20 protein-coding genes, 1 tRNA gene and 1 pseudogene are annotated in these 22,473 nt (G+C 71.0%); 12 read left to right on the top strand and 10 right to left on the bottom strand.

All coding sequences use genetic code 11. The features are described 5' to 3' along the window. Window positions 1-91: 91 nt before the first annotated feature. From MMA15_RS15275 to glgC, 7 genes are all read right to left on the bottom strand, one after another. A complete protein-coding gene (locus MMA15_RS15275) occupies window positions 92-880 on the bottom strand; it encodes an Fpg/Nei family DNA glycosylase (RefSeq protein WP_241060307.1) in 789 nt (262 codons plus the stop codon). Window positions 881-1,245: 365 nt separating this feature from the next. Then, a complete protein-coding gene (locus MMA15_RS15270) occupies window positions 1,246-2,784 on the bottom strand; it encodes an FAD-binding oxidoreductase (RefSeq protein WP_241060306.1) in 1,539 nt (512 codons plus the stop codon). 127 nt (window positions 2,785-2,911) lie between these two features. Then, window positions 2,912-3,232 carry a type II toxin-antitoxin system PemK/MazF family toxin gene (locus MMA15_RS15265; RefSeq protein ID WP_241060305.1) on the bottom strand — a complete coding sequence of 107 codons (321 nt, stop codon included), beginning with the start codon at window positions 3,230-3,232 and terminating at the stop codon, window positions 2,912-2,914. A gap of 20 nt (window positions 3,233-3,252) precedes the next feature. Next, a complete protein-coding gene (locus MMA15_RS15260; RefSeq protein ID WP_241060304.1) occupies window positions 3,253-3,630 on the bottom strand; it encodes a hypothetical protein in 378 nt (125 codons plus the stop codon). Window positions 3,631-3,700: 70 nt separating this feature from the next. After that, window positions 3,701-5,419, bottom strand: a complete 1,719-nt coding sequence (locus MMA15_RS15255; protein ID WP_241060303.1) for a sodium:solute symporter family transporter — start codon at window positions 5,417-5,419, stop codon at window positions 3,701-3,703. Continuing rightward, window positions 5,416-5,973 (bottom strand): DUF485 domain-containing protein, encoded by a 558-nt coding sequence (locus tag MMA15_RS15250; protein WP_241060302.1) that lies wholly within the window; start codon window positions 5,971-5,973, stop codon window positions 5,416-5,418. Before MMA15_RS15250 ends, MMA15_RS15255 begins: the two co-directional genes overlap by 4 nt. 433 nt (window positions 5,974-6,406) lie before the next feature. After that, the gene (gene glgC, locus MMA15_RS15245; RefSeq protein WP_241060300.1) at window positions 6,407-7,627 is read right to left on the bottom strand and encodes a glucose-1-phosphate adenylyltransferase; all 1,221 of its coding nucleotides are present in this window, start codon (window positions 7,625-7,627) and stop codon (window positions 6,407-6,409) included. Window positions 7,628-8,012: 385 nt separating this feature from the next. Here glgC and MMA15_RS15240 point away from each other — a divergent pair. From MMA15_RS15240 to MMA15_RS15205, 8 genes and pseudogenes are all read left to right on the top strand, one after another. Beyond that, window positions 8,013-8,841, top strand: a pseudogene (locus tag MMA15_RS15240) (response regulator transcription factor). Between the two features lie 64 nt (window positions 8,842-8,905). Continuing rightward, entirely contained in the window at window positions 8,906-10,717 is a 1,812-nt protein-coding gene (locus MMA15_RS15235; RefSeq protein WP_241063208.1) for a sensor histidine kinase, read from the top strand. 59 nt (window positions 10,718-10,776) lie between these two features. Continuing rightward, entirely contained in the window at window positions 10,777-11,352 is a 576-nt protein-coding gene (locus tag MMA15_RS15230) for a hypothetical protein (protein WP_241060298.1), read from the top strand. 417 nt (window positions 11,353-11,769) lie between these two features. After that, window positions 11,770-12,810: a tetratricopeptide repeat protein gene (locus MMA15_RS15225; protein ID WP_241060296.1), complete on the top strand. Its 1,041-nt coding sequence runs from the start codon at window positions 11,770-11,772 to the stop codon at window positions 12,808-12,810. A gap of 314 nt (window positions 12,811-13,124) precedes the next feature. Next, window positions 13,125-14,348 (top strand): acyltransferase family protein, encoded by a 1,224-nt coding sequence (locus tag MMA15_RS15220; RefSeq protein ID WP_241060294.1) that lies wholly within the window; start codon window positions 13,125-13,127, stop codon window positions 14,346-14,348. A 257-nt stretch (window positions 14,349-14,605) separates the two neighbouring features. Further along, the gene (locus MMA15_RS15215; RefSeq protein WP_241060292.1) at window positions 14,606-16,258 is read left to right on the top strand and encodes a M28 family peptidase; all 1,653 of its coding nucleotides are present in this window, start codon (window positions 14,606-14,608) and stop codon (window positions 16,256-16,258) included. 161 nt (window positions 16,259-16,419) lie between these two features. Further along, window positions 16,420-16,716 (top strand): type II toxin-antitoxin system VapB family antitoxin, encoded by a 297-nt coding sequence (locus tag MMA15_RS15210; protein ID WP_031508611.1) that lies wholly within the window; start codon window positions 16,420-16,422, stop codon window positions 16,714-16,716. A gap of 95 nt (window positions 16,717-16,811) precedes the next feature. Further along, entirely contained in the window at window positions 16,812-17,480 is a 669-nt protein-coding gene (locus MMA15_RS15205) for a LytR C-terminal domain-containing protein (RefSeq protein WP_241060290.1), read from the top strand. Between the two features lie 119 nt (window positions 17,481-17,599). Here the strand turns inward: MMA15_RS15205 and upp are convergent, their stop codons facing one another. Beyond that, window positions 17,600-18,235: a uracil phosphoribosyltransferase gene (upp, locus tag MMA15_RS15200; protein WP_241060288.1), complete on the bottom strand. Its 636-nt coding sequence runs from the start codon at window positions 18,233-18,235 to the stop codon at window positions 17,600-17,602. Window positions 18,236-18,516: 281 nt separating this feature from the next. On the opposite strand from upp, the gene MMA15_RS28240 reads away from it, so the two are divergent. From MMA15_RS28240 to MMA15_RS15180, 4 genes are all read left to right on the top strand, one after another. Then, a complete protein-coding gene (locus MMA15_RS28240; protein ID WP_241063207.1) occupies window positions 18,517-18,759 on the top strand; it encodes a hypothetical protein in 243 nt (80 codons plus the stop codon). Window positions 18,760-19,005: 246 nt separating this feature from the next. Then, entirely contained in the window at window positions 19,006-19,545 is a 540-nt protein-coding gene (locus MMA15_RS15190) for a tRNA adenosine deaminase-associated protein (protein ID WP_241060286.1), read from the top strand. A gap of 166 nt (window positions 19,546-19,711) precedes the next feature. Beyond that, the gene (gene tadA / locus MMA15_RS15185; RefSeq protein WP_241060284.1) at window positions 19,712-20,293 is read left to right on the top strand and encodes a tRNA adenosine(34) deaminase TadA; all 582 of its coding nucleotides are present in this window, start codon (window positions 19,712-19,714) and stop codon (window positions 20,291-20,293) included. 120 nt (window positions 20,294-20,413) lie between these two features. Continuing rightward, a tRNA-Ser gene (locus tag MMA15_RS15180) sits at window positions 20,414-20,498 on the top strand. A 491-nt stretch (window positions 20,499-20,989) separates the two neighbouring features. On the opposite strand, the gene MMA15_RS15175 is transcribed toward MMA15_RS15180, so the two are convergent. After that, window positions 20,990-21,751 (bottom strand): DUF4234 domain-containing protein, encoded by a 762-nt coding sequence (locus MMA15_RS15175; RefSeq protein ID WP_241060283.1) that lies wholly within the window; start codon window positions 21,749-21,751, stop codon window positions 20,990-20,992. 198 nt (window positions 21,752-21,949) lie between these two features. Then, window positions 21,950-22,447, bottom strand: coding sequence for a MarR family winged helix-turn-helix transcriptional regulator (locus MMA15_RS15170; RefSeq protein WP_241060281.1), 498 nt, complete (start codon window positions 22,445-22,447; stop codon window positions 21,950-21,952). Window positions 22,448-22,473 lie beyond the last annotated feature (26 nt).

The following is a 22,473-nucleotide window of genomic DNA, read 5'->3' as shown; positions in this document are numbered from 1 at the left end:
CGCCTGACCTGGGGGGATGCCGGGGCAGGGCGGGTGCGTGCGGGGTGCGCGTGAGTGCGTACGGAGTGCGCCCGGGTGGGCACGGCGGGTGTCAGCTCTGCTGCTTCGGCTGGCAGTGCGGGCACCACACCGTGCTGCGGCCCGACGTACGGCCGTGTTCGAGGCTCGTACCGCAGCGGGGGCACGTGCCGTCGGGGTCGTCACGGTGGCCGGTGAGCCAGGAGTCGCGGGGCGGTATGCGGTCGGCGCGCATCGAGGAGCGCAGCACGGAGTGCATGTCCCGGTGCAGGCGCGCGAGTTCGCCGTCGGTGAGGCGGTCGGCGCGGCGGGACGGATGAAGGCGGGTGCGCCAGAGGATCTCGTCGGCGAGGAGGTTGCCGATGCCGGCGATGACGGACTGGTCGGTGAGTGCCGACTTGACGGCGCCTCTGCGGCGGCGGAGCAGCGGCTCGAAGTCCTCGCGTCCGACGGCGGCGGCGTCCGGGCCCTGGGCGTCGAGGGTACGGGCGACCCCGGCCTCGTCTGCGAGCCAGAGGCCCTTGAGTTTGCGCTGGTCGCGGTAGCGGAGCTGGCGGTCGCGGCCGACGGTGAAGGCGACGCGGTCGTGCGCGTGGCGCTCGTCCTCGGGGCGGCAGCACAGCAGTTGGCCGGTCATGCCGAAGTGCAGCATGACGGTGGGACCGCCGGTGGGGGCGAGAAGCCATTTGCCGTGGCGCTCGGGCCTGGTGAAGCGGCGCCCTTCCAGTTCACACCGGAAGCGCTGCTCGCCCACGTCGTGGAGGACGCCCGCGTCGTACACGTCCACGTGCTCGATGCGGCGGTTGCGGGCGCAGGAGTCGAGGACCTTGCGGAAGCCTTCGACATCGGGCAGTTCAGGCATGCCGTACACCACCGATCCGCCGGGGCGATTCGCGGGCTCGTGGGCTTGCGGGCTCGCGGTCCGTGCGCGGGGACGGGTCCTGTGGAACCGCCTCCCGGTTCACGAGCGTAACCGCGAACTGGCCCGCGGGCGCGCGGGTGGTGCGGTGCTCCGGCCCTCCCCGGACCACGTCCGGAGCACCGCTGCCCGTCGTCGAGGGTGCACTGCCGGGCGCTCTTGTTGCACCTCTTTCGGGCCTGACCGAAACATGGGTTGGGGGTTCGCCGGAACGGATCTCGCGGCCTGGGGCTCAGCGGCCCGCTTGGCTCTCAGCGGCCCGCTTGGCTCTCAGCGGTCCGCTTTGGCCTCAGCGGTCCGCTTGGGCCTCAGGGGGTGAGGTAGCCGTGGAAGAGGCCCGCCGGGTCCCAGCGTCGCCTCAGGCGCCGGAGCCTCTCCCAGTCGGCGGGGGCGTACGAACGACGGGACCGCGAGCGCCCTGCCGTCAGATCCGCCTCCCCCACGTAGTGGCTGCCCGTGCCGTACGGATCGAGTACGTCCATGCCCTCACGCAGCCAGCGGATGTTCGCGTCGTCGGCCTCCGGTTCGTCCCATACCGCGAACACGGCCGCGTAGGAGCGGCCGAGCGCCGAGAAGGCCATGTCCCCGTGGCGCGTGCCGTCCGGGTCGGGGGTGACGGGCTCGAAGGGGACGAGCGCGAGGGAGTGCTGCGAGGGGGCGTGGGCGATCAGTCTTGTGGCGCGGGCGAGTTGGGTCTCGTAGGAGTCCGTGGACCAGAGGGTGTCCACGACGTAGCGGTGCTCGGACGGCCACCTCTCGCCCGTGCCCTCGTAGAGACTTCTGAACGACGTCGGCTCCACGGGCCGGAGTTCGAGGGCGTGTCCGGCGAAGGGGCAGGCGTCCACGGGTGCGAGCGCTGCCGCCGCTGCCTTCCGCGTCTCGGCGAAGACGCTCGCCTCCAGCCTCAGCCGGGGGCCGGTGGCACCGGTGGCGCCCGCGGGCGGCCCGGACGCCTTCACTACGAGGCTGAACTCGACGTTCGGCGGCGACTCCCGCGCCGTGCGCAGCGCCCAGGCTCCTGCGCGTTCCGCTTCCGTGAGGGGGAAGGTGAGGGACGCCGTCATGATCGAGCCGGGCTGCGGGAGGAGGCGCAGCCGGAAGCGTGTGACGACGGCGAAGAGCCCGGGTCCGGCGCCACGGGACGCCCAGAAGAGATCCGCGTGCTCGCTCTCGCTGCATGTGAGGGTGCGGCCGTCGGCCGTGACGGCCTGGATCTCCTCCACGTAGCGGCAGGCGGGGCCGAGTTCGCGGCCGTTCCAGCCGAGTCCGCCGCCGAGCAGATAGCCGCCGAGGGCCACGTCCGGGCAGTGCCCGGTGGGGAACGACAGCCTGTGGCGGGCCAGTTCGGCGGCGAGCATGCCGCCCGTGACGGCCGGGCCGACGGTCGCGGTGGACGAGTCGGGGTCTACGTCGCAGCGCGTCAGGCGGCAGAGGTCGAGCAGGAGCGCGCCGTCGCGGAGCGGGGCGCCGGTCCAGTTGTGACCGCCGGAGCGGACCGATACGCGCAGGCCCTTCTCCCTTGCGTATGCGAGGACTTCGGGGATCTCGTGCTCGGAGGCGGGCCGCACGATCAGCTCGGGAAAGCGGGCGGGGGTCAGGCCGTTCCAGACGGTCCGCGTCCGTACGTGCTCGTATCCTCCGTCGCCGAGACGTACGGACTCCGTGAGGAGTGGGCCTTCGGATGCTCCGTGGGGAATCCCTTCGGATGGCGCGTGGGGCTCCTCGGCCTGCGGCCCGCCGGTACGTCCCGGAGGGGCGGCCCTCGGCGGTCCCTCGTCACCGTCTCGCGCCGCGCCGGTCCCGTACGCGCTGTGAGGCGCGGGGTCACCGCTTCCGTCAGGGGTCACTTCAGGCAGCGTATGCAGGGGGGATTTTCGGTGCAACATGTGCACGAAGGGGCGAAAAGGGACCTGTCAGAGCCCCGGTGCTACGGGCCGGGCGCGGTCTCCGGAGCGGCTCAGCGGACCCCGCGGCTCAGTGCTGAAGGCCGAGGATCAGCCGTACCGCAGCCTCCACCGCTCTCAGTTCTCCGGGTGCCAGCAGTCCGAGCCTGCGGCGCAGCCGGGACTTGGCGACCGTGTGCAGGTCGGCGCAATTGGCATACGACTCTTCGTACTTCGTGAGTCCGGCGTCCGGGCCTAGGGGGATGTGCGTGGAGGCCGGTCCCGATGTGCCGGTGATCAGGACGACGGTGACAGCGGCCAGCGGTGCAGCGATCTTGTCGGAGGTCAGGACGATCACGGGATGCGGGCCGAGGGGCTGGGGCAGGGCACATCCCCAGACCTCGCCGCGCATTGCCGCCGCCGTCCCCGCGTCTACCACTCCGATCGGTCTGCCTCTTCGAGTTCGGCGTCCGTCGGCGGCAGGACTCCCTCGGGGAGAGGTGCGGACCGGTCGCCGTAGAAGGCGCGGATCTCCTCGGCGGCCCGTACCTCGCCTGCCTCGCGAGCGAGAAGGTGCAGGCCCTCCCGCAGGGCGTCAGACGTGGAGTCGATGTTGAGAGTGCGCATGACGTCACGAAGCGCTTCGAGTTCGTCCGTACGGAGACGGACCTGCGCAAGCCTGCTGCGGCCGAGGGCGGCCTGAGACGAGGAACGGCGATGGCGCTCTGCACGCCCCCCTTGGGACCCCTTGGGGGACTTCGAGGACCCGGACGCCGTCCCGGACTCGTCGCTCTGTCTTACAGGTGTCATACAGCTACTGTCCCGCAGAACACCGCCCAGGTCAAAGGCTCGACTCGGAGGGGCCCCGGGCCGGTGCCCCTCAGTCGCGCCGCGTCCCGGCGCCGCTGCCGGGCCCGCTCGCGCTGCCGCGCGCGCGACCGCTCCCGCTTCCCGCCAGCAAGTCCTCGTGCTCGGCGGCCTGTTGGGGTCCGGCCTGGGGTTCGGCGGCCGATCGGCGTTGGAGGAGCGGGGTGGGGAGGCGGGTGCCCGCCCAGCCGAGGAGGAAGGCCGCCGGGACGGTGATGAGGCCCGGGGAGTGCAGCGGTACGAGGTTCCAGTCGGCGTCGGGCCAGAGGGCGTGCGGGCCGCCGGAGACCGCCGGTGACAGGGCGAGCAGCGTGAGCGCGACGAGCGTGCCCCCGTAGACGCACCAGCGCAGCCCGCGGACGGTGAAGTCCCGCCACAGCAGGCTGTAGGCGAGGGCGGGAAGCACGACCGTTGCGGCCTCGGTGTAGGCGACGGTCAGCCAGAACTGGGCGCCGGCGTGGCGGCCGAGGACGGCGAGGCTGATGCAGACGGCGCCCACCGCCGTCATCGCGAGCCGCGCCTGCCGCGGCCGGTGCGTGACGCTCTGCCCGGAGGGCGAGTTCCGCCTGCGGCCCATGTCGTGGACGATCGCGGCGGAGCCGGACAGCAGCAGCACCGACGCGGAGGCCAGTACGGCGAGGAACGCCGTGCAGCAGACGAACGTCAGCAGCGTGCCGGGGTTGTCGGGGCTGCCGGGGTCGCCTCCGTTGAGGGCGGCGGCCACCAGCAGCAGGTTGTCGCCGCCGTGCGGGCCCGCCCCGCGCAGGCCCTCGGCGCCGACGAGCGCCTGGATTCCGTAGCCGACGACGACTGCCGCGGCGCACAGCACGCAGATCGTGGAGACGGCCCAACTGCCCGCGCGGCGTGCGGTCTCGGCCGTACGGCTCGTGGACAGGCGCATGAGCAGATGCGGCAGGAACGCCGTGCCCAGCAGCAGGGTGACGGCGAGGCTGAGGGTGTCGAGGCGGCCGGTGAGGCCGGTGCCGAAGAGGTGGCCGTGGGCGAGGTAGCCCTCGCCGGTGCCGCTGCCCTGTGCGGCGCGGGCGAGCACGGCTCCGTAGTCCCAGTCGAAGGAGGCGAGCACCGCCATGGCGAGCAGCGGCCCGATCAGCACGAGTACGGCGGTCTTGACGATCTGGAGCAGCGTGGAACCGCGTACGCCCCCTATCGCCGCGCAGGAGAGGATCAGGACGCCGACGAGGGCGATGCCCGCCATCTCGCCCTGGTCTTCGGGCAGTCCCATCAGCGCGGCGGTGATCTGGCCGATCGGGATGAGCTGTGCGACGAGCAGCGGCAGGGAGACCACGAGCGTCGCTACGCCGGCGGCCAGGCGGGCCGGGCCCGGTGTGAGGTAGCGGGCGAGTATGTCGCCGAGGGACCAGCCGGGTCCGGCCGGGAGGCGTTCGGCCAGCCAGACCTTCAGCAGAAGCGGTGAGAGGGCGGTGGCCGCGACGAGCAGCACGCCGTCGTAGCTCGCCGTGGCGACGACCCCGCAGAGGTAGAGCACACCGGCCGCGGAGAGGAAGTCGGCCGTCAGGGCGAGGCCTTGGCGCATGGCCGAGGGCGGCGCGATCTGGTTCCCGGTGCCGGGGAGGCTGCTGTGCCAGGCGTAGAAGTCGTCGGCGCCGTCCTGGAGGTCGGGGCTCGTCAGCATGGACAGGAAGAGGGAGCCCGCGAGGAAGACGAGGAAGACGGAGATCGCGATGACGCGTTCGTCGGTGAGCTGGCTCATGAGGTGGCCCTCGCAGTACGGACCGAGCCGAGCGTGCCGGGGGTCCGTCCGGCGAACGCCCTTGAGGAGTCGAAGGCGTTGAAGGTGGGCGCGGCCTCGTCTGCGAATGCGGAGGGGTCGGCGGCGTAGGCGGCGTATGCGGCTGCTGCGGGCTCGGCGGCGGTCGTGTCCACGGCCGGTTCGGCGCGACGGGCCGGCGGCGTGGCCGTGGCGAGCCCCGTTGCGGGCTTGGCCGCCGGTGCCGTGAACCGCTCGCCGTAGCGGCCCGGTTCGCGGGTGGAGACGCGCTGGGCGAGCGGTTCGATGTGCCGTCGCGCATGCCGGTCGTGGCGGAAGACACCGAAGGCGACGGCCAGCACCTGTGCCACGGCGGCCAGTTCGCCGACCTGGAGGCCGCCGCCGACGGGGGCGGCGAGCCACTCCGGTACGAAGGAGGAGACCAGCGCGTACAGCGTGAAGACGCCGAGCACCAGGCCGAGTCCCCTGTGGAGCTGTGTGCGGCGTGCCGCGGCGAGCGCCTCGCTGGAAGACCCCGTGCGATACGCCGGCCTCATGAACTCCCGTCGGAGAAATCCCGAACTTCCCTGAGCGGCAGGGTTGTTACGGCGATTCTGCGGCACCGGGCGGGAGGGACGCCGGGGCATGCCGAGACGACGGAGTTCAGTCAAAGGGTTCTCCAGCGAATGAGCGAAGGCAGCCTGGAACACCGGGAGACGGGAGGGCTGCGAGAACTCCCGGTAACCCACCGGGAATTGACCGACTGTAGAGCGGCGGGCGTGCAGCGTGAAAGGGCGTCGGTGAAGGGGGTCGGTGAAGGTAACGTGCCGGGGTCCTCACAGGTGAGCGCCGTCCCGGGTGGCGCCCGCGCCGTCTCTCGACTCGCTTTCGTACGAGGGAAGTTGGGGTTGTATTTCCATGGGTGGCCGACGGCTGCGGGGGTGGCCGCTGCCTGCGGACGACGCCGCGGCCAGTCGCACGTTCCGGGCGTCACAGCCGCACGTGCTGCCCCTTCCCCAGCGCGACGACGCCCTCCTCCGACACGGTGCAGTACTCCGCGTCGTGCTCGCTGTTGACGCCGACCGTCGCGTTCTCGGGGACGACGACGTTCTTGTCGAGGATCGAGTGCCGCACCACCGCGCCGCGTCCCACCCGTACCCCGGGGAGCAGCACCGCGCCCTGCACCACCGCGCCCTCCTCCACGACGACCCCCGGGGCCAGCACGGAGCCGGTGACCTGGCCCGCGATGATCGCGCCCGTGCTGACCATGGACTCGCTCGCGATGCCGCCCGCCACGAACTTCGCCGGGGGAAGCTGCGCCTGGTTGGTGAAGATGGGCCAGGAGCGGTTGTAGAGATTGAAGACGGGCTCGGGTGAGATGAGGTCCATGTGCGCGTCGTAGTACGCGTCGAGGGTTCCCACGTCCCGCCAGTAGCCGTGGTCGCGTTCGCTCTCGCCCGGGACCTCGTTCTCGTCGAAGTCGTAGACCTGGGCCTGCCCGCGCTCGGTGAGCAGCGGCAGGATGCTGCCGCCCATGTCGTGCACGGAGTCCTCGTCGTCGGCGTCGCGGCGCAGTGCGTCGAGGAGTACGTCGGTGGAGAAGATGTAGTTGCCCATCGAGGCGAAGACGCGGTCGGGGTCGGAGGCCAGCACGGGCGGGTCCTCGGGCTTCTCCAGGAACTGGCTGACGCGTGTGCCGCCCTGTTCGGTGTTGATGACGCCGAACGAACTCGCCTGATCCCGCGGCACCTTGATGCCCGCGACCGTCACGCCGGCGCCGCCCGAGATGTGCTGTCGGAGCATCTGGCGCGGGTCCATGCGGTAGACGTGGTCGGCGCCGAAGACCACGACGTAGTCGGGCTGTTCGTCGTGGATGAGGTTGAGCGACTGGTAGATCGCGTCGGCGCTGCCGAGGAACCAGCGTGGCCCCAGGCGCTGTTGGGCGGGGACGGGGGTGACGTAGTCGCCCTGGAGACCGGTGAGCCGCCAGGTGGTCGACACATGCCGGTCGAGGGAGTGCGACTTGTACTGGGTGAGCACGCAGATCCGGGTGATCCCGCCGTTGACGAGGTTCGACAGTACGAAGTCGACCAGCCGGTACACGCCGCCGAAGGGCACCGCGGGCTTGGCGCGGTCCGCCGTGAGCGGCATCAGCCGCTTGCCCTCGCCGCCCGCCAGCACGATGCCCAGTACGCGCGGTCCTGCTGCCATCCCGTAACCTCCGCCGCCTGTCGTCGTCGGCCGCCACCGCCGCCGTCCGCCGGTCCGCAGGCCCGCCGGTGGTGCTGCCGCCCCGGGTCACGTCCCCGAGGCCGCTCGTCCGAGGTGCTAGCCGAGTCCGCCGACGGGTCCCGTGGCCCCCAGTAAACCCGTTGTACGCACGATCGTGGTGCGGCAAACGTCGATCAACGGCGGGACGGCGACCGACGAGGCGACCGGCGATGAGTGCCGGGAGTGTGCGAGCCGGGGGCGGCCGGGGGCTCGCGGGCACGACGTACGCACGCCAGACTGCACGGACCGGCGCCGGACGGCGGCCGACGTGGGCGGCAGCGGACCGGCAGGCGAGCGGCGGGCAGGAGGCAGGAGGCGAGTAGAGATGAGCGGGTACGGGGCAGGCAGCGCGGGCGGGGCGCCCGGCGGCGGCAGCGGCGGGAGCGGCGGCGGCGATCGCGGCCGGGTACTGGTCGTCGACGACGACGCCGCGATCCGCCGCTCCCTTCGCCGCGGCCTCCGCCTGAACGGGTTCGCCGTCGAACTGGCCGAGGGCGGACGCCGTGCGCTGTCCCTGATGCGGGAGCAGCCCGCCGACGTGGTCGTGCTCGACATCTCGATGCCCGACGTCGACGGCATCCAGGTGTGCCAGGCGATACGCGACGACGGCGACGACGTGCCCGTGCTGATGCTCTCCGCGCTGGACGAGACCGCCGACCGCATCGCCGGGCTACAGGCCGGGGGTGACGACTACCTGGTCAAGCCGTTCGCGTTGCAGGAGCTGGTGCTGCGGCTGGAGGCGCTGCTGCCGCAGGCGCGCGCCCTCCGCGACCGCCGACCCCGGTACGCCGACCGGCCACGCCGCCCCGACCGCCTCCGCCCCGGTACCCGCGCCCGCGCCGGGCGCCTCGGAAGCCATACGCGTCGGCGGACTCGTGATCAATCCCGCGACCCGCGAGGCCCACCGGGACGGCGAGCCGCTGCCCCTCACCCGCCGCGAGTTCGAACTGCTCCTCGTACTCGCCCGCAACGCCGGCATCGTCCTCACCCGGGACCAGCTACTGGAACGCGTATGGGGCTACGACTTCGAGGTACGCACCGACGCCGTCGACACGTTCATCAGCTATCTGCGGCGCAAGACCGAGAGCGGGGGCCGTCCACGGCTGCTGCACACCGTGCGGGGCGTCGGCTTCGTACTGCGCGAGGAGAAGTGAGACGGCAGGAAGTGAGGCGAGGGGAAGTGAAGGGAGAAGTGAGAGGCAGGGCGGCGCCGTGAGGATGAAGCTCTCCACGCGCATCGCGCTGGCGGTCGGGCTGACCGTGCCGCTGCTCGTACTCGCCGCCGGATGGCTGCTGTTCGCACTGGTCGCGAAGGACGTGCACGCCGAGCAGGACGCGCATCTGCGCGAGCGTGCGGCAGTGGTGAAGAAGGACGCGCGCCGGCTGCTGCGTGTGACCGCGTCGGACCGGCCGCGTGCGGAACAGGTCCGTGAGCGGCGGCTGTACGCGGCGGCACTCGACGTCGGCATCCGCGTCGTCGGACCGTACGGCACCTTCTCAGGCGGACCGCAGCCCGACGCCCGTACGACGCTGCCCGAGTCCGCACCGCGCCCCGTCACGGTGCGCGAGCGCGGCAAGGGCGCCCCGGAGGGCATGCCGCGAAAGCGCAGGGTGGACAGTTGGCGTGTGCTGTCGGTGCCGGTGCACGGCAAGCAGCCGGGCGTCGAGGGGACGTTGTGGCTGTTCGCCCCGGACACCACCGGCAGGGCCCAACTCGCCTTCGTACGGCGGCGGGTGACCGTGGTCGCGCTCGTCGCCGCGCCGGTGTCGGCGCTGCTGGCGTGGGCGGCGGCATCGCGGGCGAGCCTGCCGCTGCGGCGGCTTCAGCAGCGTACGAGCGGACTCGATCCGCGGTCCGGGACCGCTACGGCGACGAGTACGGCTTCGAGGTCCGATGGGGGCACGGAAACGGGCGGGGGCGCCGCGCAGGCGACGTCGCGTTTCGAGCACACCCCCACCCGGATCACCGAGGTCGACGACCTCGCCGAGACCCTGCGTACGGTGCTGGCACGCTATGACGAGCAGGCCGCGCGCACGGCGCAGGCGCTCGCCACGGCCCGTTCCTTCTCCTCGGCGGCGGCCCACGAACTGCGCACGCCGCTGATGAGCATGCAGACCAACCTCGAAATCCTCTCCGCCCACCCGGAGTTGGCGGGCGAGGACCGCGACGAGGTGCTGGAGGATCTGCGGCGCGAGCACTCGCGGCTGCTGGGACTGCTGGTCATGCTGCGGGAGTTGGGGCAGGGCGACCTGGTCGAGGCGGACGCGTTCGGGCCGCTCGACCTGGGCGAGATCGCCGAGGCGGCGGTCGCGGACGCGCGGCGCCGTGACCGCAGCGCGGCGGTGCGGCTGACCGCGGCCGAGCCGGGGCTCACGGTGCACGGCTGGGAGCCGGGCCTGCGTTCGATGCTGGACAACCTCATCGGCAACGCGCTCGCACATGGACGCGGCCGCGCACATGACGGACACGGACGTGACGCGCATGGCCGTGACGCGCATGGCCGTGACGGGCCCGGAGGCGGCGGACTCGGGCACGCCCAAGTGGCGGGCGGTGGCGGCCCGTTGGCGCCGGTGGAGGTCGCGGTGCGGCCCTACGCCTCGCCCGCGGGTCCGGTCGCGGTGCTCACGGTCGACGACGACGGTCCGGGCATACCGGAGGAGCAGCGTGCCGCCGTCTTCCAGCGGTTCAAGCGCGGCCCGGACAGCAGCGGTTCGGGGCTGGGCCTCACGCTCGTGGCACAGCAGGCGGCGCTGCACCGTGCCACGGTCGAGATCAGGGACCGGCCGGACGGGCTGCCAGGGACCCGCGTCGAGGTACGCGTTCCGCTCGCGCCGCCCGAGGAGACCGTTCCGGACCCAGGGCTGCCCGCGCAGCGCGACTGGCTGATCGGCACGGCCCCGGGAGCCGGTGCCGGGGACATGGCGCCCATGGCTCCGGCACCCGCCCGGGCCACGGCCCCGATTCCGAGGGACGCCCGCACATCCACAACCGTCCCCGGCTCACAAGGAATTCACAAAGAGGGCCTCTAGCGTCCGGAAGCCGCGCGGGCGATCCGTACTCGTGCCGTCCCGACCAGGAGGAGAACGCCGTGAGGAAAACGAAGAGCACCGTCGTCGCCCTGTCCACCGTCGCAGCGCTGCTCGCCACGGGCGGCGCCGCAGCCGCGGTCGCGACCACGGGCGGCGACCTCAGCCCCGCGTCGTCCACCGAGGCCACACAGGCCCAGTCGCAGACGCAGAAGCACAAGGACAGGCGCGGGCACGGAAAGCGCGGGCACGGCAAGCACAAGAGGCTGGCGAAGCACGCGCCGAAGGGCGACGGTGCGAAGGTGCTGTGCAAGCGGGCACCGAAGATCGACAAGCGCATCGACAGGCTCCAGAAGCGCCTTGACGGCGGCGTACGCACGCGCGGGTCCCTCGACCGCCTGGAGAAGCGCATCGACAACGCGAAGAAGGCCGGACACGAGGTCGTCGCGGACTTCCTCAACGACCGCCTCGACGACCGCCGCGCGCTGAAGGTCCGCCTCAAGGACCGCGAGGAGGGCCTGAAGAAGGTCCGTGCATGGTGCGCGACGCAGGACGACGGCAAGAGCGAGAAGAACGGCGGCGAGAGCCAGGACAGCGGCGAAGGCCAGAGCCAGAGCAGCGAGACCACACAGGGCTGACCCGGCCCGGCCCGGCCCGACCCGGGCCCCCGCCTTACGACTTCTGGGCTCGACGACTCCGGGGCTCGACGACTCCGGGTTCTGCAACATCAGGGCTCCACGGCACCGGGGCTCTGCATCAGGGCTCCACGACATCGGGCCCCACGACGCGGCACACCCGGGGGGAGCCGCCGTCCGCCCGCCCGTTCCACACGGGCGGGCGGACGTGTGCCCATACGCATCGCATTGCCGCGCGCAGGCGCGCCGCCGCGCACCCCGCGCACTCCCCCGCTGCCAACTTCCGGCACCCGCAAGGGAATTCACCACACGCCCCACTCAACCCGTACGCCCCACGCGACGTCTATGCACGCGACGTATACATGCTGTGTATAGATGGGCGCCCGTCAAGGCGCCCCCTGTGAACGCGGAAGGAAGGGCATGTACGGCAAGGCATTCGCGCCCGAATACCAGGGCGCACTCGGCTCGTTGTCGGTGAACTCCTCGCTCGCCGACGTCCTCGTCCGTGCGACCGAGCAGTTGCGCGCGGCCGAGCGCGACGGCACTCCCCGCGAGGCCGCCCGCTGCTCCCTCGCCGTCGCGGAGGCACACCGGCGGCTCGGCAACAACCGCGAGGCCGACCGCGCCTGGAAGGCGAGCTACCGCACGGCCCGAGGCGCCGACGACCCCGGCACGATGGCCTGGGCGGCATGGAGCGGAGGCACCCTCGCCCGGCAGCGCGGCGCGATGGCGCTCGCCCGCCGACTGCTCGCGCTCGCCGCGGAGTTGGGCGAACGCGACGGCGATGTACTCGCCCGCGGCTACGCCCTCGCCGGGCTCGCCGAGACCGGCCGCATCCAGGGCGACTACGAGGCCGTCGACGCCCTGCACGGACAACTGCTGGCCGAGGCCCGCGAGCGCGGCGAGGCCCGCCACATGGTGTGGGCGCTCGAAGGCATAGCGCAGATGCGCCGCAACACGGGCGACTTCGACTCCGCGCTCGCGATGTTCGAGGAGGCCGCGGCGATCGCCGAGAGGGCGGAGGACCACCGGGGCCGCGCATGGGCCCTGCGCGGCGTCGCCGACCTCGTCTCCGCACGCGACGGCGACACGGAACGCGCGCTCGCCCTGCTCACCGAGGCCGCCGGGCTCTGCCGCAGCATGAACCTCACCGGCGCGCTCGCCTACAACCACAAGATGCGCGGCAACGTCCTCTACCGCGCCGGCCGCTACGCCGAAGCGCGGACGATGTACGACAAGGCGCGCTCGCAGTTCAGCGCGATGGGCGAGCCACGGGGCGAGGCGCTCGCCCGCCTCGGCCTCGTAAAGTCGCATGCGCGTCTCGGCCGTGAGCCCGCCCGCACGGCGGCCGATCTCGACGGACTGCACCGCGCACTGGACGCCATCGGGCTGCGCCACGCCGGGCGCCTCATCCGCGACGCACGGGCGGAGTTGGGGATCGAGGCGATGGCCGCCGTCTGATCCCTCCCCCGAGGGACCGAGGAGGGATGACCTGACGTTCGGTCAAAGTGCTGCGGACGGGGCCGACTTGCGAGCATCGGCGACACCATTACAGTGAAGCCGATGCTCCTCCCCTCCCCGCTCTCCCCTCCGCTTTCCCCTGCTCCGCTACGCGCCGCGGCCTTCCGTCCGCGGCCGATGTGCCCACCGGCGCTGCACCCGCCGGGTTCCAGTTCAGCGGACTCCCGGACGGCGAACCTCCGTTCAGCACACCTCCGTACACCCGACCCCCGTACACCCGACTCCCGTATGTCCCGGCCTCCGAAGGAGGTCCCGTGACACCGGAGTCGACGACGAGCACCGCGACCCGCCTCCCCCTCCCCCCGGCCGAGCCCGCCGCGCCCGTACGTTCGCGCCACCGGCAGGACTCCGGGCCGGGCGCACACCGCAAACCCCGGCAGAAGCCACGCGCGACCGCCCAACACAAGCCCACACAAGGGCAGAAGCAGCGCGACCCGTACTTCGACAACGCCAAGTATCTGGCGATCGTGCTCGTGGCGCTCGGTCATTCATGGGAGCCGCTGCGCGACGGCTCACGGGCCGCGGGCGCGCTCTACATCCTCGTCTACACGTTCCACATGCCGGCGTTCATGGTGATCTCCGGCTACTTCTCACGGAGCTTCCAGGGCAAACCGCACCAGCTCAAGCGGCTGTTGACGGGTGTGGCCGTGCCTTACGTCCTCTTCGAGGCGGCCTACACCCTCTTCAAACGCTGGGCCGACGACGACCCCGCCTACCCCATCAGCCTGCTCGACCCCTGGTATCTGACGTGGTTCCTGGGCGCGTTGTTCATCTGGCGGCTTACGGCTCCCCTGTGGAAGACCGTGCGCTGGCCCGTCGCGCTCTCGCTCGGGGTGGCCGTGCTGGCCTCGATCTCACCCGACATCGGGGACGACCTCGACCTTCAACGCGTCCTCCAGTTCCTGCCGTTCTTCGTCATCGGGCTGCACCTCAAGCCCGAGCACTTCCGGCTGGTGCGCACCCGCAGGGCCCGGCTGCTGTCCGTCCCCGTCGTCCTCGTCGCCTCGCTGTTCGCCTACTGGGCGGTGAACCGGATGAACGCCGCGTGGTTCTACCACTACAACAGCGCCCAGGAGATGGGCGCTCCATGGTGGATCGGCGTCATCATGACCTTCGCGCTCTTCGGCTGCTCGATGGTGCTGACGGCCTGCTTCCTCGCCTGGGTCCCGGGCCGCCGCATGTGGTTCACGGCCCTCGGCGCGGGCACCCTCTACGGCTATCTGCTGCACGGCTTCTTCGCCAAGGGCTCCCGCTTCTGGGACTGGTACGAAGTCGACTGGGTGCACACGCCGTTGGGCGCCGTCGCCGTGACGTTCGCCGCCGCCGCACTGATCACCGTGCTGTGTACGCCGCCCGTGCAGCGGGTGTTCCGCTTCTCGATGGAGCCGGAGATGGACTGGGCGTTCCGTCAGGACCCGTCGGAGGCGGCACGCGACCGGCAACGTCCGGGGCGGCGAGCGCGCGAGGCGCTGAGCTAGGCGGCGCCGAGCCAGACCGGGCCGGGCCGGGCCGGAGACCGGAGGCGGTCGCCCGTCCCTCCCCCGGCTCGCCCAGGGAGCGCGAACGGCCCCAACTTCGGGCCCAACTTCCGTACGTACGTTCCTTGTTGGCGCCGGGCCCGCTAGCTTTCCGGTACGACACGTCCGTAACCCGGACATGGTGCGCATCAAGCCGGACGACTCGGCCCGGCCGTGATGCGCCGACTGCCGCCGTTCGCACCGGAAGGACCCCGACAGTGCCCACAGCGTCCACAGCGCCCGAACCCTCCCGCAAGGCGGACTCGTCCGGGAGACCCGCGCCCGCGTCCGCGCCTCCGCCGGCGACCGCATCAGCCCGCCTGGCGAGTCGCGTCGGGCGCGGCCCCGGGCACCGCACCCTCGCCGCGCTGGCCGCCACCGCGCTCGCCACACCGCTGCTGCTGACCGCCGCCGCCTCACCCGCGGCGGCGGACCCGTCAGCGAAGGCAGGGACGGCCGTGCCCTCCGCCGCACAGCGGCAATCCGGCCAGCCCGCCGACGAGTTCGCGAAGAAGCTCGTACGGCGTACGGGCGCCAAGGGCGCGATGAGACACCTCAAGGCACTTCAGGCCATCGCGAGCCGCAACGACGGCAATCGCGCCGCCGGTTCACGCGGCCATGAACTCTCCGCGAAGTACGCGGGCACCCTGCTCAAGGCCGCCGGCTACGAAGTGACGTACCAGAGCTTCGACTTCGTCTACCGCGAGACGCTCGCGGAGAAGATGACGGTGACCTCCCCCGGCGAACGCGACGTGCCGGTCAAGCTGATGACGTACACCAAGAGCACCCCCGAGGGGGGCTCCGAGGCCCGGATCGCCCCCGTCCCGGAGGACGAGGACGAGACCTCCGGCTGCACCGCCGCCGACTACGAGTCCGGCGACTACGACGGCACGATCGCCCTGATCCGGCGCGGCGGCTGCTCCTTCGCCGAGAAGCAGGCGGCGGCAGCCGACGCGGGCGCCGTCGCCGCGGTCGTCTACAACAACACCGAGGGCGAACTGAGCGGCACCCTCGAGGACCCGTCCAAGGGCCGCATCCCGACGGGCGGCATCAGCCGGAAGGACGGCGAAGCCCTCGCCGCCGAGGCCGAGTCGGACGAGGTCACGGCGAACGTGGAGCTGCGTGAGTTCCAGGAGGAGCGCAGCACCCCCAACGTCGTCGCGGAGACCCCGGGCGGCGACGAGGACCACGTCGCGATGTTCGGCGCGCATCTCGACTCGGTGACCGAGGGCCCCGGCATCAACGACAACGCCTCGGGCTCGGCCGGAATCCTCGAAACCGCCCTCCAGTTCGCGGCGGCGGGCGGCACCCGCGAGGGCCGCGGCGGGGGAGCCCCGCACAACAAGGTCCGCTTCGCCCTGTGGACGGCCGAGGAGGTCGGCCTCAGAGGCGCCGACCACTACGTATCCGAACTCTCCGACGCCGAACGCGAGAAGATCTCCCTCTACCTCAACTTCGACATGATCGCCTCGCCCAACTACGGCCTGTTCGTACACGACGGCGACGACTCCGACGGCGAGGGCTCCGGCCCCGGCCCCGAGGGCTCGGGCCGACTGGAGCGCGACATAGTCGACTTCATGGAGTCGCAGGGCGAGAAGACACGGGGCGCCGACTTCGACGGACGCTCCGACTACGGCCCGTTCATCGACGCGGGCATCCCGGCGGGCGGCTCGAAGACGGGCGCCGAGGGCATCAAGTCGGAGGCGGAGCAGAAGCTGTGGGGCGGCGAGGCCGGTGCCGCGTACGACGGCTGCTACCACCAGAAGTGCGACGACCTGGACAACATCGACAAGAAGGCGCTCGACCTCAACGTCAAGGTGATCGCCGACGCGGTCGGCCACTACTCACGGGACGTCAGCGACCTCCCCTGACCGAGCCGGCTCGCGCGCCGGACACACGGTGAATCATGAAGCGCGCGGCGGGCGGCCGAGGCAGGTGCCACGGCCCCCGCCGGGCCGTCCCGCCGCTGCCACGCACCTGTAAGAACCACAGGAAGCTGCGCCCGGCGCCGGTGGCCCGGTAGGCTTTCCGTGTGATCTTCAAGCGAATCGGAAACGGGCGGCCGTACCCCGACCACGGCCGGGAAAGCACCCGTCAGTGGGCAGATGTGGCCCCACGCCCGGTGCGCCTGGACCAGCTCGTCACGACGAAGGGCCAGCTCGACCTCGAGACCCTGCTGGCGGAGGACTCGACCTTCTACGGAGATCTCTTCGCCCACGTCGTGAAGTGGAACGGCGACCTCTATCTGGAGGACGGTCTGCACCGCGCGGTACGTGCGGCACTTCAGCAGCGACAGGTGCTCCACGCACGCGTGTTGGAGCTTGACTGAAACGCCTCTTGCGGCGCTAGCCCTTTCAGGGCCGCCACGTCACAACCATTGATCATCTAGTAGGCATCGCCTTCATCCCGCACTACTCTGCGCCCATGAGCATGCTGACTCCCCCCGGCATGGGCGGAAAGTACCGCATCACGGGAAATCGCTACCCCCGCATGCGCCGCCCCCGCAACCGTCGCAGGATCGTGCTCGCCTCAACCGCCGCCGTCGTCGCGCTCTCCGTCGGCGGGTGGGGAACCCTCCAACTCATCGACATCTTCTCGGGCGGCGGCACCTCCGCGAACGCCGCCGGCAGCAACTCGAAGGCCAAGGACGGCGCCGGTTGCGCGACCGACGCGAAGTCCGGCCCCGCGGGCGGCAAGAAGCTCGATCTGCCCGAGCCGGACTCGATCGAAGTCAACGTACTCAACGCCACGGACCGCAGCGGACTCGCCAAGTCCATCGCCGACGAGCTGAAGAAGCGGGGATTCAAGATCGGCGATGTGGCGAACGCACCCGACGAGTTCGACAAGAAGGTCGACAACACCGGCGTGCTGCTGGGCGCTCCCGGCAAGGAGGGCGACGCCCGACTGAAGGTCCTGGGCGCCCACTTCAAGGACGTCGACACCCGCTTCGACGACCGCAAGGGCGACGACGTCGACTTCGTCATCGGCAAGGCGTACGACAAGCTCGCCAAGGAGAAGGAAGCCGACAAGGCCCTTACGGCGCTGAGCGATCCGAAGCACTCGGGCCCGTCCCGCGGCCACTGCAAGGACTGACGACGGCCGAGGGGCCGAGACCGGGCGAAGGACCGAGACCGGCCGGAGGACCGAGACCCGGCGGAGCGCGCGACCGCGAACGCGGAGCGCCGCTCCGCCCGCCTGTACCTAGCCCGCGCCTAGCCCGCGGTGCCGTACATCCGATCGCCCGCGTCGCCCAGTCCCGGCACGATGTAGCCGTGCTCGTTGAGGCGTTCGTCGATCGACGCCGTCACGACGGTCACGGGCGCACCTTCCAGTTCACGCTCCATCAGGCGTACGCCCTCGGGCGCCGCCAGCAGGCAGATCGCGGTCACGTCGTCGGCGCCGCGCCGGATCAGCTCGTCGATCGCGGCCACGAGGGTGCCGCCCGTCGCCAGCATCGGGTCCAGCACGTACGCCTGGCGCCCGGAGAGGTCGTCGGGCATGCGATTGGCGTAGGTGGAGGCCTGAAGGGTCTCCTCGTCGCGGATCATGCCGAGGAATCCGACCTCCGCGGTGGGCAGCAGCCGCACCATGCCGTCGAGCATCCCCAGTCCCGCACGCAGGATCGGTACGACGAGGGGCCGCGGATGGGACAGACGCACGCCGGTGGTCGCGGCGACCGGGGTGCGGATCTCCACCGCGTCGATGCGTACGTCCCTCGTCGCCTCGTAGGCGAGCAGTGTCACCAACTCGTCGGCGAGACGCCGGAACGTCGGTGAGTCGGTGCGCTCGTCGCGCAACGTGGACAGCTTGTGCGCCACCAGCGGGTGGTCGACGGCGTGGATCCGCATGTCCTCGACACTAGCGGAGGCATGTGTACGGCTCGTACTGGCGTACCCCCGCGCGACCGGGGAAAGCGGTCAGGTATCCCGGAGGTGTACAGATGTCCGACTCGCGAAAGCCGAGCAGGCGCAGCCTGGAGAGCAAGCCGGCCGAGCCGCCGAAGGCGAGCAGGGCGGGCAAGGCGGAGAGCACGCGGCAGCCGGAGCCGTCCCGGCACACCGGCGCCGACGGCCCCGCCGGAGAGCACGCCCCGTCACCCGGAGACCCCGGTCATGCGCGCGCCCGCGAGGTGAGCGCGGCCCGCAACACGGCCAAGTCCCATGGCAGCGGCGGCGGAAGCGGTGCCGGGGGCGGCAGCGGTGGCGGCGGCGGCACGAGCCGTGACGGCGGCGACGCCGAGCGACTGCGCCGACGTGCCCGCTTCCTGCGCGAGCGCAGCGAGGCCCGGGAACTGCGTGACCGGGTGCAGCCCCGCCGTACCCGCACGGCACGCATGCGCCAGGCGATGCGGATGCGGACGTTCCGTTGGTGACGCGTTGATGTGCCACCGGTGAAACCGGCAGGGGACAGACATCGTCAAATCGCAACACCTGGTCAAGAAACGGTCACCCTGTGTTCCCGTCACAGTGTCCGCACAAGAGATCTGCGCAAACACCCTCACGACGCACTGCCGAAGACCCTTCGCGCAGCCGCGGTTTCTGCCACGATTCCGATTGGGGCGGGGCGAAGTCCTCGTCAGCAGCCATCGGGCACCTCAGAAACCAGTGGGAGAGTCACGGTGTATTTCGCCGCACTGCTCGCGCGCACCGAAGACGGGTGGGAAGCGAGCGACACGGAGCTCGACGATGTGGAGACCCTGGCCGACCTGGCCGACCTGGCCCGGGAGACCGCTACCGACGACGAACCTGTGCTGGCCTGCATCGAGCAGGAGGGCGAGTGGTTCGGTGTCGTAAGGGTCGAGGGCGAGGACGACCCGCGCGTCTTCGTCTCGGACGCCGCGGCTGCCATGCGCAGCTCGTACGGCGAGATCCTGCTGTCCGACGAGCTGCTGGGCCGCGAGCCGGAGAACCCCGACGCGCTCGACCAGCTCGTGGACCTGGACGGCACCGAGGACGGTGAACCGGAGTCCAAGGACAGCGCCGACGCCGACCCCTCGGGCGCCTCGGAGAGCGCGCCCATCGGCCCGCTGGGCGACGCGAGTCTGCTCGCAGACCTCGGAATGGAGGACAAGGCCCTGCTCTCCCTCGCTCCCGAGGACGCACTGAGCGAGATCGCGGACGCGCTGGGCTGCACCGACGTGCTGGAGGCGGTGCGCTAGCCGGAGGCCGTACGCCGTGAGGCGTTACGTCATGAGGTCACACGTCAGGCGTACGTCTTGCGGCGGGCGGCGGCCGACGCCGCGCGAGGCCGCGGTGGGGCGGAGGCGGCGGCGCCCGGATGCCGGGCCGCCGGTGGCGGGCGCCGGACGGTAGGACACTGGCTGCATGACCGACCCCGCTCCCGCACCCGATCCCACGCCTGGCCAAGTGCCCGGCCAAGTGCCCGACCCGGCGCCCGGCCCCGCGCCTGCTCGTGCGCACGGTCAGGTGCCCGACCCCGTGCGCGACCGCTGGCGCGAACCGATGCGCCGCGCCCTCGACGAGGCCGTAAGGGCACGCGAGAACGGCGACGTACCGGTGGGGGCGCTCGTGCTCGGCCCCGGCGGCGAGGTCATCGGAAGCGGGCACAACGCACGCGAAGCCTGGGGGGACCCCACCGCCCACGCCGAGATCGTCGCCATCCGCGCGGCGGCCGGCACCCTGCGCGGCGAGTGGCGCCTGGAGGGCTGCACCCTCCTGGTCACGCTGGAACCGTGCACGATGTGCGCCGGCGCGGCGGTGCTCTCCCGGCTGGAGCGGGTCGTCTACGGCGCGGTCGACCCCAAGGCGGGCGCGGCGGGCTCCCTGTGGGACGTCGTTCGTGACCGGCGCCTCAACCACCGCCCCGAGGTCATCCACGGCGTCCTCGCCGACGAATGCGGCGCCCTCCTCACCGACTTCTTCCGCGCCTCCCCGAACCCCGGCTGACCCCGAACCCCCGGGCGCCACCGCCCTGATGGGCCGCCCGCGACCACCGCCGCCCACCTCCCGCAGCCGCCCCCGGAACGGATTTCGGCACACGGCACCCCGTGGGCTAGAGTGCCTCTCGGTAGCGTGTCCGAGCGGCCGAAGGAGCTCGCCTCGAAAGCGAGTGAGGGGCAACCCTCCGTGGGTTCAAATCCCACCGCTACCGCAGGTCGGAAGGGCCGGACCCCGGTGGGGGTCCGGCCCTTCGGCGTCCCTCCGGGCTGATGCTGTGGTGTCAATCCGTACCTGGCGCATCCGAGTTGGTGACGCAGGGCGCCGCAATCCTCGGGCTGCGGAACGGACTACTCCGGGGGCACTGTGGCTCTGAGTGCCGCCTCGGGAGGGGTGTCCGTCGACGAGTACGAGTTCGCCGGCGTCATGATCCCACGCGCCTCAGTTCGCCGTGCTGGCTCTCGCGGTGGCTCTGACGACTCAATTCGCAGGCACGCGTATTGATTTCAAGCTAGCGGAGTACGGCGGCGTGCGTGAGCGCTCGTTCGCACGCGTTGCGGCGGAAGTGCCGGAGCTCTTCTCCGCACCCGGTGAGATTCGCGAGTTCGGCGAGCCGCGTGTCCGTCCACCGTTGTCGTGGGGCCGATGCGTCCAGACTGTCGGCGCTGACATCCGTGCCCTATCCCCGCATACACGTGTATCGGCTCAGGCGGCCTGGGGCCTGTAGGCAGGGATCGGTGGAGGCATGCGGAGAGCACCGAGAACGGCGTCCTCCGCCGAGTGGAACTCCGGGAAGATCCTGTCAGGGTCGGTGTGCAGATGGTAGTCCCACACGATTCCGAAGATGCCGAGCGTCACAATGGTGAGGAATAGATAGAGTCCAAAACTCCGGTCTACCTCCTCGTCCACCTCAAAGGTGACGGGGTACCTCACCACCCCGAGATCAGCCCAGAGCCGACTCAATTTTTCGTCGAAGTCTTGCTCGGTGAATTGGATCTGCCACCAGAATCGCATCATCCGGTAGACAGCATAGAATCCGTAGATTCCCAGCGTGATGAAGGCAAGGAACAAGGAGAGACCCGCCCTGATGGGCTTGTGTTCGTCGACGAAGCGCTCTTTCACAAAGCGTTGAAGATCACCCAGCTCTTCCTGACAGGTCTCGTACCGACCGGTCAACTCCGCATATTGACGCGTAGCTTCAACGACCGCGTCATAGTAATGCAGGCGCCGAATTCTGAACCTGTCCGCACGATCACACCGGCGGTAGAAGAGGTATACCGGATAGATTCCCAGCGTGATCCACGAGAGCAGGAAGAAGCAGAGCGCCCAACTGGTCAGACTCTGATCAGTGAAACGGCGTTCATGTACGTAACGATCAACCCGCTGCACCGCCTGTACCTGTTCCATGACGTCCTCGCATGCGGCACGAGCACTCGCATCAGCAATAGCCGATGCCTCTACTTCCATGATGCTCCCGACCTCCTGGTCCCGGCCGGGCCCAGCGTTCATAAGCCCTGAGTCTCGTATCTGTCAGTCGTCGCTGGTCAGCGACCGACGCACCTCTCGGCATCGGCCGTCCGCGGTCGGTCGCAGGCGACCGCGACCGATTCCGGAGTGCCCGCGCCTAACGTCACGTTGAGCGTCGACTGCGCCGCGGCATCCCCATCAGCGCGGCGGCCTGACATCGCGGCGGTGGATCGCCGCTGCGCCGCCCAGTTCGTCGAGGAGGCCGACGAGTACCGAACGGGCCGCATCGAAAGCCGCCGGATCGGAGCTCTTACGCAGACGTGCCTCGAGTCGTTTCCGCGCGCGGCGAGCGGCGCTGACGGCCTCCTCGCCCCGGGGTGTGAGGACGACATGGCGGATGCGGGCGTCATGAGAGCTCGGCAGGCGTTCGACATAGCCGAGCCGCTCCAGTTCTGCGACGGCCTTGGAGGCTCCCTGCTGTGTCATGTCGAGCTTCGCCGACAGGTCGCTCACGGTCGGGCGCGCATCGATCAGGTGCTGGAACACGTACCCGTGGGACATCCGAAGGTCGCCGAAGCCCCTGGAGGCGAGGTCTGCCTGGATCGCGCCGGTGGCGGCGAAGCCGACGAAGAGAGCGAGGCTGCCGATGTCGAGGCTGGATGGATCAACTGATTCCTGCATGCCTCCAGCCTGCATTTGACAACCATAGTTGTGCAACTATG

It is taken from the genome of Streptomyces marispadix, assembly GCF_022524345.1.
GTDB classification, from domain to species: domain Bacteria; phylum Actinomycetota; class Actinomycetes; order Streptomycetales; family Streptomycetaceae; genus Streptomyces; species Streptomyces marispadix.
The sequence above is the reverse complement of the archived record's forward strand: the minus strand, read 5'-3'. Positions and strand labels throughout refer to the sequence as shown.